The sequence below is a fragment of the Streptomyces sparsogenes genome, from assembly GCF_001704635.1.
In the GTDB taxonomy this organism is placed as follows: Bacteria; Actinomycetota; Actinomycetes; order Streptomycetales; family Streptomycetaceae; genus Streptomyces; species Streptomyces sparsogenes.
The window spans coordinates 1-12751 of sequence record NZ_MAXF01000141.1 but is presented as its reverse complement, the minus strand read 5'-3'; the positions used below and the strand labels follow the sequence as shown (position 1 = coordinate 12751).

General features: G+C 73.4%; 10 protein-coding genes. 6 read left to right on the top strand and 4 right to left on the bottom strand.

Features of this window, described 5'->3' with window-relative positions:
- The first annotated feature begins 27 nt into the window (after window positions 1-27).
- A complete protein-coding gene (locus BBH68_RS29470; protein WP_065966775.1) occupies window positions 28-1338 on the top strand; it encodes a GAF domain-containing protein in 1311 nt (436 codons plus the stop codon).
- 6 nt (window positions 1339-1344) lie between these two features.
- Here the strand turns inward: BBH68_RS29470 and aspA are convergent, their stop codons facing one another.
- From aspA to BBH68_RS29450, 4 genes are all read right to left on the bottom strand, one after another.
- Window positions 1345-2745: an aspartate ammonia-lyase gene (aspA, locus tag BBH68_RS29465; RefSeq protein WP_065966774.1), complete on the bottom strand. Its 1401-nt coding sequence runs from the start codon at window positions 2743-2745 to the stop codon at window positions 1345-1347.
- Window positions 2746-2820: 75 nt separating this feature from the next.
- Window positions 2821-3945: an asparaginase gene (locus BBH68_RS29460; RefSeq protein WP_079151264.1), complete on the bottom strand. Its 1125-nt coding sequence runs from the start codon at window positions 3943-3945 to the stop codon at window positions 2821-2823.
- The gene (locus BBH68_RS29455; RefSeq protein ID WP_065966773.1) at window positions 3942-5384 is read right to left on the bottom strand and encodes an amino acid permease; all 1443 of its coding nucleotides are present in this window, start codon (window positions 5382-5384) and stop codon (window positions 3942-3944) included. The genes BBH68_RS29460 and BBH68_RS29455 overlap by 4 nt, the downstream gene beginning before the upstream one ends.
- Window positions 5381-6127, bottom strand: a complete 747-nt coding sequence (locus BBH68_RS29450; RefSeq protein WP_076972084.1) for a FadR/GntR family transcriptional regulator — start codon at window positions 6125-6127, stop codon at window positions 5381-5383. The genes BBH68_RS29455 and BBH68_RS29450 overlap by 4 nt, the downstream gene beginning before the upstream one ends.
- Window positions 6128-6291: 164 nt before the next feature.
- Between BBH68_RS29450 and BBH68_RS29445 the strand changes: the two genes are divergently transcribed.
- From BBH68_RS29445 to BBH68_RS29425, 5 genes are all read left to right on the top strand, one after another.
- Window positions 6292-7629 (top strand): enolase C-terminal domain-like protein, encoded by a 1338-nt coding sequence (locus BBH68_RS29445; protein WP_065966771.1) that lies wholly within the window; start codon window positions 6292-6294, stop codon window positions 7627-7629.
- Window positions 7626-8648 carry a sugar ABC transporter substrate-binding protein gene (locus BBH68_RS29440; protein WP_065966770.1) on the top strand — a complete coding sequence of 341 codons (1023 nt, stop codon included), beginning with the start codon at window positions 7626-7628 and terminating at the stop codon, window positions 8646-8648. Before BBH68_RS29445 ends, BBH68_RS29440 begins: the two co-directional genes overlap by 4 nt.
- On the top strand, window positions 8645-10162 hold the full coding sequence (locus BBH68_RS29435; RefSeq protein WP_065966769.1) for a sugar ABC transporter ATP-binding protein: 1518 nt from the start codon (window positions 8645-8647) through the stop codon (window positions 10160-10162). Before BBH68_RS29440 ends, BBH68_RS29435 begins: the two co-directional genes overlap by 4 nt.
- Window positions 10155-11159 (top strand): ABC transporter permease, encoded by a 1005-nt coding sequence (locus BBH68_RS29430; protein WP_065966768.1) that lies wholly within the window; start codon window positions 10155-10157, stop codon window positions 11157-11159. The genes BBH68_RS29435 and BBH68_RS29430 overlap by 8 nt, the downstream gene beginning before the upstream one ends.
- A gap of 35 nt (window positions 11160-11194) precedes the next feature.
- Window positions 11195-12751, top strand: a 1557-nt coding sequence (locus BBH68_RS29425) for a SpoIIE family protein phosphatase (protein ID WP_170066609.1), incomplete at its 3' end; no start/stop codon positions are given.

Below are 12751 nucleotides of genomic sequence, written 5' to 3'. Positions count from 1 at the left end.
ACCCGAGGAACGAAAGGCCGCATCTCCATGCGAAGCAGAGCCTCGCTCGGCACCGGTCCGCTGGCCGACCTGAGCCCCGCCGAATCGGCCCGCCTCATGTCGGTCATGCGCGAGGCCGCGCTGAGCCGGGGCCGGCTGCCGCTGCCCGCGCGCCCGGTGATCGGGCAGTCCTGGGACCGCATGCTGCGCCTGGGCCTGGACCCCGAGCGGGGAAGCGCCCCGCGGCTGCTGGGCATCGAGGAGCTGGAGCGGCGGCGGCAGCGGACCCGGCTCGCGGATGTGCTGCCCACCTTGCACAGTGGCTTGCTGGAGGCCGCGGAGGCGGCCGGCCACATCATGATCATCACCGATGCCGACGGCAGGGTGCTGTGGATCGACGGCCACCGCGGCGTACGCCGGCACGCCGACGGCATCGCCCTCACCGAGGGGGCCCACTGGGCCGAGGACGTCGCCGGCACCAGCGGCATCGGCACCGCGCTGGCCGTCCGGGCGCCGGTGCGCGTGCACTCCGCCGAGCACTTCGTCCGCGCCTTCCACACCTGGAGCTGCGCCGCGGCCCCGGTCCGCGACCCCAGGGACGGGCGGCTGCTGGGCATCGTGGACATCAGCGGCCCCGCCGCCGGCGCCCACCCGACCGTACTGTCGCTGGTCACCGCGACGGCCCGGTGGGCGGAGGGCGAGCTGCGGCTGGCCCACAGCCGGGAGCTGGACCGGCTGCGGGCCGTCGCCGCCCCGGTGCTGGCGCGGATCCGGGGCAAGGCGGTCGCGGTCGACCCGCACGGCTGGGTGGCCGGGGTCACCGGCGTCACCCCGCGGGACCGCCGGCTGCTGCTGCCCAAGACGGCGCTCGACGGGCCCGTATGGCTGCCCACGCTCGGGGCCTGCGCGGTGGAGCCGCTGCCGGGCGGCCATCTGCTGCGGGTGCTGGACACCGGGGCGGACGAGGCGGGCGAGCTGTACGAGCCGGGCGGCGCCGGCCGCCTGGTGCTGGACGTACGCCGCCCGCACGAGTGGTCGCTGACCTTCGCCGGGCCCTCGGGCACCTGGACCCACCAGCTCAGCGCCCGCCACGCCGAGGTGCTGCTGGTCCTCGCCGCGTCCCCCGGCGGGCGGACGGCGGCGCAGCTCGCCGACGACCTGTTCGGGGACCCGACGCGGACGGTGACGGTGCGCGCCGCCATGTCCCGGCTGCGCCGCAGCTTCGGGGCGGTGCTCGCGCACCGCCCCTACCGCATCGCCGACCAGCTCCGCGTCGACGTACGGCGCCCGGACCGCCGCGAGGATCTGCTGCCGTTCAGCGCGGCGCCGGCCGTGGCCCGTCTCCGGGAGCCGGTCTGAGAGGGGTCAGCCGCGGCCGGCCACCTGCTCCGGGCTGAGGACGGCGGCGAGCCGGTCGGCGGGCAGCAGCCCCTTCTCCAGGACCAGTTCGGCCACGCCGCGGCCGGTGGCCAGGGCCTCCTTGGCGATGGCGGTGGCCGCGCTGTAGCCGATGTGCGGGTTGAGCGCGGTGACCAGGCCTATGGAGTTCTCCACCGCCGCGCGCAGGACCTCGGCGTTGGCGGTGATGCCGGACACACAGCGCTCGGCGAGCACCAGGCAGGCCGTCCGCAGGTGGGTGATGCTCTCCGACAGGGAGTGCAGGATGATCGGCTCGAAGGCGTTGAGCTGGAGCTGCCCGGCCTCGGCGGCCATCGTGATGGTGACGTCGTTGCCGATCACCTCGAAGGCGACCTGGTTGACCACCTCGGGGATGACCGGGTTGACCTTGCCGGGCATGATGCTGGACCCGGCCTGGACCGGCGGCAGGTTGATCTCGTTCAGCCCGGCGCGCGGGCCGGAGGAGAGCAGCCGCAGGTCGTTGCAGCTCTTGGAGAGCTTGACGGCGATGCGCTTGAGGACGCCCGACAGATGGACGAAGGCGCCGCAGTCCTGGGTGGCCTCGACCAGGTTGGCGGCGGTGACCACGGGCAGGCCGGTGATGTCGGCGAGGTGGCGGCGGGCGGCCTCGGCGTAGCCGGCGGGGGCGTTGAGGCCGGTGCCGATCGCGGTGGCGCCGAGGTTGATCTCGTGGACCAGGCTCTGGGCCTCCCGCAGCCGGCTCTGGTCCTCCTCCAGCATCACCGCGTACGCGGAGAACTCCTGGCCCAGGGTCATCGGCACCGCGTCCTGGAGCTGGGTGCGCCCCATCTTCAGGATGTCGCGGAACTCCTCGGCCTTGGCGGCGAACGCCTCGCGCAGCACCTCCATCGCGGCCAGCAGCCCCCGCACGGCGAGGATGGTGGAGACCTTGACGGCGGTCGGGTAGACGTCGTTGGTGGACTGGCTGAGGTTGACGTCCTCGTTCGGGTGCAGCTGGGTGTAGTCGCCCTTGGCGTGGCCGAGGATCTCCAGCGCCCGGTTGGCGATCACCTCGTTGGCGTTCATGTTGGTCGAGGTGCCCGCGCCGCCCTGGATCACGTCCACCACGAACTGGTCGTGCAGCTTGCCCTCGCGGATCTCCCGGCAGGCGGCCGCGATGGCGTCGGCCTTGCGCGGCTCCAGCAGCCCCAGGTCCTGGTTGGCGCGGGCGGCGGCCTCCTTGACGGCGGCCAGCGCACCGATGAGGTGCGGGTAGGCCGCGATGGTGGTGCCGGTGATGGGGAAGTTCTCCGTGGCGCGCAGGGTGTGGATCCCCCAGTACGCGCCGGCCGGCACGTCGCGGTCACCCAGCAGGTCGTGTTCTCGGCGGAAGCCGGTGGCAGTCATCGGTGTGCGGTATCCCTTGGTGAGACGGGGTGAGGGTTGGGGTGGGGGGTGAGGGTGGCGTGGGTGGGGGGCGCGTCAGGCGAGCCGCTGCGACAACACGTTCAGCGCATGCAGGGTGCCGACGGGCCGGCCGCCGCCGAGGACGGGGGCCTCGGCGAACTCGGTGAGCCGCTCGGGGGCGATGCCGAGGTGGGCGAGGGCCGCGGCGGTCACCGGCATCCGGGCGCGGTCCGCGCCGTCGGCGATCTTCACGGCGAGCGCGCTCCCGTCGGGCAGCGCCGCCACCTGGACGCCTTCGAAGCCGTCCTTGGCGATGAGGCCGGGCACCGCGCGCATCAGCCGGGCGACGTCCCGCCCGGTCCCGGCGACCATCTCGGGGTGTTCGCGCATGGCGGCCGCGACCCGGCCCTCGGGGGTGCCGGCGGGGGCGGTGGCGATCCGGGCGAGGGCGCGGGCCAGCCCGCGCGGCGAGACGGCGAACAGCGGCGCGCCGCACCCGTCGACCGTCACCCGGGCGATCCGCTGCCCGGTGAGGTCCTCGACGGTCTCGGCGATCAGCCGCTGCAGCGGGTGCGCCGGGTCGAGGTAGCCCTCCAGCGGCCAGTCGCACAGCTGGGCGGTCAGCAGCATCGCGGCGTGCTTGCCGGAGCAGTTCTGGGCGAGCCGGGAGGGGCCGCGTCCGGCGCGCAGCCAGGCCTCGCGCTCGGGGGCGCCGTAGGGCAGGTCGGGGACGTTGCGCAGCAGGTCCTCGGCCAGCCGGCCCTGCTCGAGGATGCGCCGGGCCCCGGCCAGGTGCCGCTGCTGGCCGGAGTGGCTGGCGGCGGTGAGCGCCAGCAGTTCGCCGTCCAGCGGCAGCCCGGCCCGCGCCATGGCGACGGCCTGGACGGGCTTGAGGGCCGAGCGGGGGTAGAACGCGACGTCGGGGTCGCCGGCCTGGACGAGCACCCGGCCGTCGGCGGCCAGGACCACGGCCGAGCCGTGGTGGACGCCCTCGACCAGGCCGCCGCGTATGACCTGGACGAGCGGTACGTGGCGTGGCTCGCGGATCTCGGGGGCCTCGGCGGGCAGCGGGTGGTGGGTGTCGGAGTGCGGGGAGGCGGAGGCGGAGGAGGTGTTCAAGGTGCTCGCGACGGTAGTAGGGGTGGGGTGGGAGGAAGGGGGCGGGGAGGTGGCGGGGTCGCCGGGGTCCGGGGCGGTCATCGCCGTCCGGTCACCCGGTTCCGTACGCCGAACCAGCCGAGGACCAGGGCCAGCACGATCGCCGGGAGCGCCATGACCGTCAGCCGGCTGGGCCCGCCGTCGGCCCACATCAGGACCAGCACGGAGGCGAGGAAGCCGATGGTGACGATCTCGGTGTACGGCGATCCGGGGAGCCGGTAGCCGGGGCGCTCGACCAGTCCCTCCCGGGAGCGCCGCCAGAAGAGCAGGTGACACAGCATGATCATGGCCCAGGTGGAGAGGATGCCGATCGCGGCGAAGTTCAGCACGATCTCGAAGGCCTTGCTGGGCACCACGTAGTTCAGGCCCACGCCCAGCACGCAGAAGAAGGCGGTGAGCAGGATCCCGCCGTACGGGACGTGGGTGCGGCTCATCACACCGGTGAACTTGGGGGCGGAGCCGGACATGGCCATCGAGCGCAGGATGCGGCCGGTGGAGTAGAGCCCGGAGTTGAGGCTGGACATGGCGGCGGTGAGCACGACGAGGTTCATCACCCCGCCCGCCGAGGGCACGCCGATGTTGGACAGCACGGTCACGAACGGGCTCTGGTCGGCGGAGTAGGAGGTGAACGGCATCAGCATGGAGAGCAGCACCACGGAGCCGACGTAGAAGAGGGCGACGCGCCACATGATGGAGTTGATCGCCTTGGGCATGATCTTCTCGGGGTTCTCGGTCTCCCCCGCCGCGACGCCGACGAGCTCGACGGACGCGTAGGCGAAGATGACGCCCTGGATGACCAGCAGCATCGGGAGCACCCCGTGCGGGAAGACGCCGCCGTGGTCGAAGATCATCGCGGGGCCGGGGTCGTTGCCGTCGATGGGGTGGCGGGTGACCAGCAGGAAGATGCCGATCGCCATGAAGGCGACGAGCGCGCCGACCTTGATGATCGCGAACCAGAACTCCATCTCGCCGAAGATCTTCACCGAGATGAGGTTCACCGCCAGCACGACGGCGAGCGCGATCAGGGCGATCACCCACTGCGGGATGTCGGTGAACATGCCCCAGTAGTGGGTGTAGGTCGCGACGGCCGTGATGTCGGCGATCCCGGTGGTGGCCCAGTTCAGGAAGTACATCCAGCCGGCGACGAAGGCGCCCTTCTCGCCGAGGAACTCACGGGCGTACGAGACGAAGGCGCCCGAGGAGGGGCGGTGCAGCACGAGCTCGCCCAGGGCCCGCACCACCAGGAAGGCGAAGACTCCGCAGACCGCGTAGGCGACGAAGAGCGAGGGTCCGGCGTCGTTGAGCCGCCCGCCGGCTCCGAGGAAGAGCCCGGTGCCGATGGCGCCACCGATGGCGATCATGTTGACGTGCCGGGCCTTGAGGGACTTGCTGTACCCGGCGTCCCCCGCGTCGATGTGCGCGGGGGACGTGTCGGTGTGCTGCTGACGGCGTTCTTCGTGCCGGAGGGACTGCTCGCTCACTCCTGCTGTCCGCCTTCCGTGGGTATTGCGGTGCGGTCCGCCCCGGGGGCGGCCCGCACGATGGAGGTGAGGGTTTTTTCGACGCGCTGGAGGTGATGGGTCATCGCCGCCACGGCGTCGGGTTCGGAGCCGTCGGACAGCGCCTCGACGATCGCCCGGTGTTCCCGGTTGGCCTGCTCGCGCCGGCCGCCGAGTTCGTTGAGGAACGCGGACTGCCGTGCCAGGGCGTCGCGGATTTCCTCGATCACCTTGCGGAATACAGGGTTCCGGGCCGCTTGGGCAATGGCCAGATGGAAAAGTGTGTCCATCGCCACCCACGCGGTGGTGTCGGTCTCCCGCTCCATCCGGTCCAGCAGATGGCCCAGGTGGTCGAGGTCCTCGGCGGTGCGGCGGGTGGCCGCGTACCCGGCGACCGGGATCTCGACGTGCCGCCGCACCTCGAGCAGGTCGCTCGCCGTGTAGTCGCCGAAGGTGGGGTCCGCCACCGGGCCGCTGGAGATGACGAAGGTACCCTTGCCGGTGCGCGACGCGGTGAGCCCCATGGTCTGCAGGGCCCGCAGCGCCTCCCGGAGGACCGGCCGGCTGACCTCCAGCCGGCGGCAGAGCTCCGCCTCGGACGGAAGCTTGTCCCCGACCGCGTACTCGCCCCCCTCGATGGCCTGGCGAAGGTGCGTGAGCACGGCCTCCAAGGCGCTGACTCGGCGGGGGACGGATAGAGCTGTCTGGCTGTCTGACAGGTTCACGGGCCGATCCTCAGCTCGCCACGGAACCGTTGTCAATAGTTCCGCGACAAGGAGCGTCCGATCGCACACTCTGAGGCTTTTGCCGGGTTTATGCTCTATGTTGAGTTTCTTCGCGAGGCGTAGCGGCGTTGCCGAGGGCACGAGCGACGGGTGCGTGATCAGGCATGACACAGCGGCTGACCAGGGCGCGCATCACGGCCGTCGACACCCGCGACATCCGCTTCCCCACCTCCCGGCGGCTCGACGGCTCGGACGCCATGCACCCCGACCCCGACTACTCGGCCGCCTATGTGATCCTGCGCACGGACGCCCCCGACGGCCTGGAGGGACACGGCTTCTGCTTCACCATCGGCCGGGGGAACGAGGTGGCGGTCGCGGCGATCGACGCCCTGCGCCCGCACCTGACCGGGGCGGAGCTGGGCGCCGCCCCGGCCGACCTGGGCGCCGTGTACCGGGCGCTGGCCGGCGACAGCCAGCTGCGCTGGCTGGGCCCGGACAAGGGCGTCACGCACATGGCCGTCGGCGCCGTGATGAACGCCCTGTGGGACCTGTACGCCAAGCGGGCGGGGAAGCCGCTGTGGAAGCTGCTGGCCGACCTCACCCCCGAGCAGCTCGTCGCCCTCGTCGACTTCCGCTACCTCACCGACGCGCTGACCCCCGAGGAGGCGCTGCGGATCCTGCGCCGCGCCGAACCCGGCAAGGCCGAGCGCGAGGCCCGGCTGCGGGCCGAGGGCTATCCCGCCTACGCCGCCTCCCCGGGCTGGCTCGGCTACTCCGACGCCCGGCTCGCCTCGGCCGCCCGCCGGGCCGTCGCCGAGGGCTTCACCCAGATCAAGCTGAAGGTCGGCGCCGACCTGGAGGAGGACCTGCGGCGCTGCCGGATCGCCCGCGAGGCGGTCGGCCCGGACATCCGGATCGCGCTGGACGCCAACCAGCGGTGGGAGCCGGGCGAGGCGGTCGCGTGGGTCCAGGCGCTGGCCGGATTCGACCCGTACTGGATCGAGGAACCCACCTCCCCCGACGAGATTCTCGGCCTCGCCGCGATCCGCCGCGCCGTCGCACCCGTGAAGGTCGCGGCCGGCGAGCACACGGCCAACCGCGTGGTCTTCAAACAGCTGCTGCTCGCCGGGGCCCTGGACATCCTCCAGCTGGACGCCTGCCGCGTCGGCGGGGTCTCGGAGCACCTGGCGATCCTGCTGCTCGCCGCCCGTTTCGGGGTCCCGGTGTGCCCGCACGCGGGGGGCGTGGGACTGTGCGAGCTGGTGCGGCACCTGGCCATGTTCGACTACGTGGCGGTCTCCGGGACGCGGGAGGACCGGACGGTCGAGTACGTGGACCATTTGCACGAGCACTTCACCGATCCCGCGGTGATCGCCCGGGGGCGGTACACGGCCCCCTCCGTCCCCGGGTTCAGCTCCACCCTGCGCCCCGAGTCGCTGCGCGCGTACGCCTACCCCCACGGCGCCGTCTGGCTCGCCGAGCGGGCGCAGGGGGTGGCGTGAGGGGCGCGGGGCGCCGCCGGGCCGCCGCCACGGTCCTCGTCCTGGCGCTGGCCCCGGCCGCCGCGGGCTGCGGGGGCGGCGGGTCGGCCGGCGGCCGGGTCGGGGTGGTGCTGCCGTTCCTCACCTCGCCGTTCTGGCAGGCGTACAACCAGGACATCCCGCGGCAGGCCGCCGCCCAGGGCGTGCGGGTGCTCCCCACGGTCAATTCCGACGGCGACGCCGCGAAACAGATCGCCGACATCCAGAACCTGCTGTCCGAGGGCGTCAAGGGCCTGGTGGTCTCGCCCATCGACTCCGCCGCCGTCGTCGCGGGCCTGCGCGCCGCGCAGCGCCGGAACGTCCCCGTGGTCGCGGTCGACGTGGCCCCCGAGAAGGGGAAGGTGGCGATGGTGGTCAGGGCCGACAACCGCGCCTACGGCCGCAAGGCCTGCCAGGTCCTGGGCCGGGCCGTGAGGACGGGCAAGGTGGTGCAGATCCAGGGCGACCTGGCCTCGGCCAACGGCCGCGACCGCACGTCCGCCTTCTCCCGGTGCATGGCGCGGCACCACCCGGCGATCAAGGTGCTGAACATCCCCGCCGGATGGCAGGCGGACAGGGCCGCGGCCGGCCTGGAGGCGCTGTACAGCGCCAACCCCACCATCAAGGGCATCTATCTGCAGGCCGGCGGGGTGTATCTGGCGCCGACCCTGCGCACCCTCCAGCGGCACCACGCTCTGGTGCGCGCGGGCCGCCCCCGGCACATCACGATCGTCTCCAACGACGGCATCCCCGAGGAACTCAGGGCCATCCGCCAGGGTTTCCTCGACGCCACCGTCTCCCAGCCCGCCGACCTCTACGCCAAGTACGCCATGTACTACATCAAGCGGGCGATGGCCGGGAAGACCTTCCACCCGGGCCGCACGGGCCACGGCAGCACCGTCGTCGAGCTGCCCGGCGGCATCCTCCAGGACCAGCTCCCCGCGCCCCTGGTGACCCGGCGGAACGTCGACGACCCGGCGCTGTGGGGCAACCGCCGATGACCCGCGCCCGACCCCCGCTCGTCGAGGCCCGTGGGATCACCAAGCGGTACGGGCCCACGGTGGCCCTGCTGGACACGGACCTCGCCGTCGAGGCGGGCGCCTCCCACGCCCTCGTCGGCCGCAACGGCGCGGGCAAGTCCACGCTCGTGTCGGTCCTCACCGGCCTCACCCGGCCGGAGCGCGGCACCGTGCGGTACGACGGCGAACCCGCGCCACCCCTCGCGGACCGGGCGGCCTGGCGGCGCCGGGTGGCGTGCGTCTACCAGCGGTCGACGGTCGTCGGCGAGCTGTCGGTGGCGGAGAACCTGTTCCTGGGCCGTCAGCCGGTCACCCCGCGGGGCCGGGTGATCAGCCGGCGGCTGATGCGGCGCCGGGCCCGCGCGCTCCTGGACGAGTGGGGCGTGCCGGTGGACGAGACGGCCCGGGCCGGCGGGCTGAGCGTCGAGGACACCAAGCTGGTGGAGATCGCGCGGGCGCTCTCGCGCGGCACCCGCCTCATCGTCCTGGACGAGCCGACGGCCCAGCTCGACAGCCGGGCGGCCGGCCGGCTGTTCGCCCATATGCGGCGGCTCGAGGAGGCCGGGGTCACCTTCCTCTACATCTCCCACCACCTGCGGGAGGTGTACGAGGTGTGCCAGGTCGTGACCGTGCTGCGCGACGCCCGGCGGATCGTCACCGCCCCGGTCGGCGAGATGCCCCCGGGCAAGCTGATCGAGGCGATGACCGGCGGGCGCGGCGGGCCGCCGGCCCCGCCCGCCGAGCGGCCGCGGCCGGCCGGCCCGGCCCCCGCCGCCGTGCGCCTGGAGCACCTCAGCAGCCCGCGCTTCCATGACATCAGCCTCACCGTCGGGGCCGGTGAGGTGGTGGGCCTGGCCGGGCTCGCCGGCTCGGGCAGCCATCAGCTCGGGGCCGCGCTGGCCGGGCTGCACCGGACCACCGGCGGCCGGGCCTGGATCTTCGGCCGCCCGCTGCGCACCGGAAGCGTCCCCGCGGCCCTGGCCGCCGGGGTCGGCTGTCTGCCGCGCGACCGGCACCACGAGGGGCTGGTCGCGGGGCTGTCGGTGGCCGAGAACATCACCATGCCGATCAGCGGCCGGCTCGGGCCGCTTGGCCTGATCAGCCCCCGGGCCCGGGACGCGGTCGCCCGGCGGGCGATCGCCGATCTCGACATCGGCACCCGGGGGCCCGCCGAGCCGCTGAGCCGGCTGTCCGGCGGCAACCAGCAGAAGGTGGTCCTGGCGCGCGCCCTGGCCACCGACCCCAGGGTGCTGGTGCTCATCGACCCGACGGCCGGGGTGGACGTACGGGCCAAGCAGACCCTGCTGGCGGCGGCGCTGCGGGCCCGGGCCGAGGGACGCGCGGTGCTGGTGGTCTCCGACCAGCTGGAGGACCTGCGCGTCTGCGACCGGGTCCTGGTCATGTTCAACGGCTTCGTGTCGGCCGAGTACCCGGCGGGGTGGCGGGACGCGGATCTGCTCGCCGCGGTCGAAGGGGTGACGCCCGGCCATGGGTGACCCGGCCGCCTCGCCGGCCGGCCCGGCCCGCCGCGCCGCCCTGTTCCGGGTGCGGGACCTGGCGCTGCTGCCCGCGGTGGTGCTGCTGGTGGTGGTGGGCGCGGTGACCGACCACACGTTCCTGGAGCGGGACAACCTGATCAACATCCTGGGCGCCTCCTCGGCGCTGGGGCTGCTGGTGCTCGCCGAGGCGATGATCCTGCTCAGCGGCCGGATGGACCTCTCGCTCGAGTCCGTCGCGGGCCTGGCGCCCGCGCTCGGCTTCCTGGTCGTCATGCCCGCCGCCTCCGGCGGCTTCGGCACCCTCTGGCCCGCGTGGCTCGGCCTGCTGATCATCCCGGTGGCCGGGGCGTGCGTGGGCGCGGTCAACGCCGCCCTGATCGTGGGGCTGGGGCTCAACGGCTTCATCGTCACCCTCGCGATGAACATCGTGCTGCGCGGGCTGCTGATCGGACTGGTCTCGGGCAGGACGCTCTTCGACGCCCCGGCCGCCTTCTTCGCGCTGGGCTCCGACACCTGGCTGGGGCTGCCGCTCTGCGTGTGGCTGACCGCCGGATGCTTCGCGGTGGCCGGGTTCTGCCTGCGCTACCACCGCTTCGGCCGCGCGGTGTACGCGGTCGGCGGCAACGCCCCGGCCGCCCGCGCGGCGGGCATCCGGGTGGCGCGGGTGGGCTGGGCCGTGCTGGTGGTGGGCGGGGCCCTGTCGGCCGTCGCGGGCCTGGTCATCGCCGGACGGGTCGGCGCGGTCAACGCCGACCAGGGCAGCGGCATGATCTTCACCGTGTTCGCGGCCGCGGTGATCGGCGGCATCAGCCTGCGGGGCGGCCGCGGCTCGCTGCTCGGCGCCCTGCTGGGCACGCTGCTGCTGGGGATGCTGGAGAACCTGCTCACGCTTGCCCAGGTGTCGTCCTTCTGGATCCAGGCGATCTACGGCGGCATCATCCTGCTCGCCCTGATCGTGGCCCGGCTCACCACTGGCGAGGCGCAGGAGTCATAGTATTAACAGAAATGTCTCCGCAGATGGGGCGGGCGATGACCAGTCCCGAGGGAATCGTTCCCACAGAAGCGCACGTCCCGTTCGACATGGCCGACGCGGCGACCGCGGTGATCGACGCGGCGGGCATCGTCGTCGGGTGGACCACCGCCACGGAGCAGCTCCTCGGCTATCCGGCGGCCGAGGTGGTGGGGAAGCCTGCCACCGTGCTGCTGGCGACCCCCGAGGACGCGGCGAAGGCGGAGGGCATCGCGGACCAGTGCCGCCGGCAGGGCAGCTGGGGCGGCCTGGTGACGCTCCGGCACCGCGCCGGCCACCCGGTCGAGGCCGGGGTGCGGATCTCGGCGATGTCCGATTTCTGCGGCCGCAGGTGCTGGCTGATCTCCGCGGTCGACCTCTCGAAGATCCCCTCGTGGGCGCTGAGCGGATCGCTGCTGGAGGCGTTTCTCGTCCGCTCCCCCATCGGCATGGCCGTCCTCAGCCCGGACCTGCGGTACGTGTGGCTCAACGACATGCTGGAGCGCTACGGCGGGGTGCCGCGCGAGCAGCGGCTGGGCCACCGGATGGGGGAGTTCCTGCCCGGCCTGGACACCGACGCCCTCGAAGCGCAGATGCGGAAGGCGCTGGAGACCGGCAAACCGGTGATCGACTACGAGTACCGGGGCTGGACCCTGGCCGATCCGTACCACGAGCACGCGTACTCCACCTCCTTCTTCCGGCTCGACAACGCCGACGGCAACCCGGTGGGCGTGTGCTACATGGGCATGGACGTGACCGACCGATGGCGGGCCCGGGAACGGCTGGCCCTGCTGAGCGAGGCCAGCGCGAAGATCGGCAGCACCCTGGACGTGCTGCGGACCGCCCAGGAGCTGGCCGACTTCGCCGTCCCCCGGCTGGCCGACTTCGTGACCGTCGACCTGCTGGAGTCGGTGCTGCGCGGCGAGGAGCCGGTGGCCTCACCGCGCCGGACGCTGCCGGTCTTCCGGCGGGCGGGCCAGACCTCCATCCACGAAGGCACCCCGGAGGCCATCGCGGTGCCCGGAGACGTCATCGCCATCTCCCCCGGCTCCCCCTTCGCCTCCTGCTTCTTCTCCGGTGAGGCCATCCTGGACCCGGTCATGGACGTCTCCGTCACCGCGTGGACCGGCGACAACCCCGATCCGGCCCGGGCCGGCAAGGTCCGCGAGTTCGGGATGCGCTCGTTGATGGTCACGCCGATCAGCGCGCGCGGCACCATCCTGGGCGTGGCCTCCTTCGTCCGCACCCGCCACCCGGTCCCGTTCGAGGAGGACGACCTGATGCTGGCCGAGGAGCTGGTCGCACGGGCCGCCCTGTGCGTGGACAACGCCCGCCGCTACACCCGCGAGCACACCGCGGCCCTGGCCCTCCAGCGGAGCCTGATGCCGCACGACCTGCCCGAGAGCCCCGCCCTCGAGGTGGCGTCGCGCTATCTGCCCACGGACGTCCGCCACGGCGTGGGCGGCGACTGGTTCGACGTGATCCCGCTGTCCGGCGCGCGGGTGGCGCTGGCGGTCGGCGACGTGGTCGGGCACGGCATCGACGCCGCGGCCAGCATGGGCCGGCTCCGCCGTGCA

What these genes read in the sequence shown, in the direction of transcription:
- BBH68_RS29470 (WP_065966775.1), top strand. Translation starts at nt 28, where the DNA reads ATGCGAAGCAGAGCCTCGCTCGGCACCGGTCCGCTGGCCGACCTGAGC.
- aspA (WP_065966774.1), bottom strand. Translation starts at nt 2,745, where the DNA reads ATGACTGCCACCGGCTTCCGCCGAGAACACGACCTGCTGGGTGACCGC.
- BBH68_RS29460 (WP_079151264.1), bottom strand. Translation starts at nt 3,945, where the DNA reads ATGACCGCCCCGGACCCCGGCGACCCCGCCACCTCCCCGCCCCCTTCC.
- BBH68_RS29445 (WP_065966771.1), top strand. Translation starts at nt 6,292, where the DNA reads ATGACACAGCGGCTGACCAGGGCGCGCATCACGGCCGTCGACACCCGC.
- BBH68_RS29435 (WP_065966769.1), top strand. Translation starts at nt 8,645, where the DNA reads ATGACCCGCGCCCGACCCCCGCTCGTCGAGGCCCGTGGGATCACCAAG.
- BBH68_RS29430 (WP_065966768.1), top strand. Translation starts at nt 10,155, where the DNA reads ATGGGTGACCCGGCCGCCTCGCCGGCCGGCCCGGCCCGCCGCGCCGCC.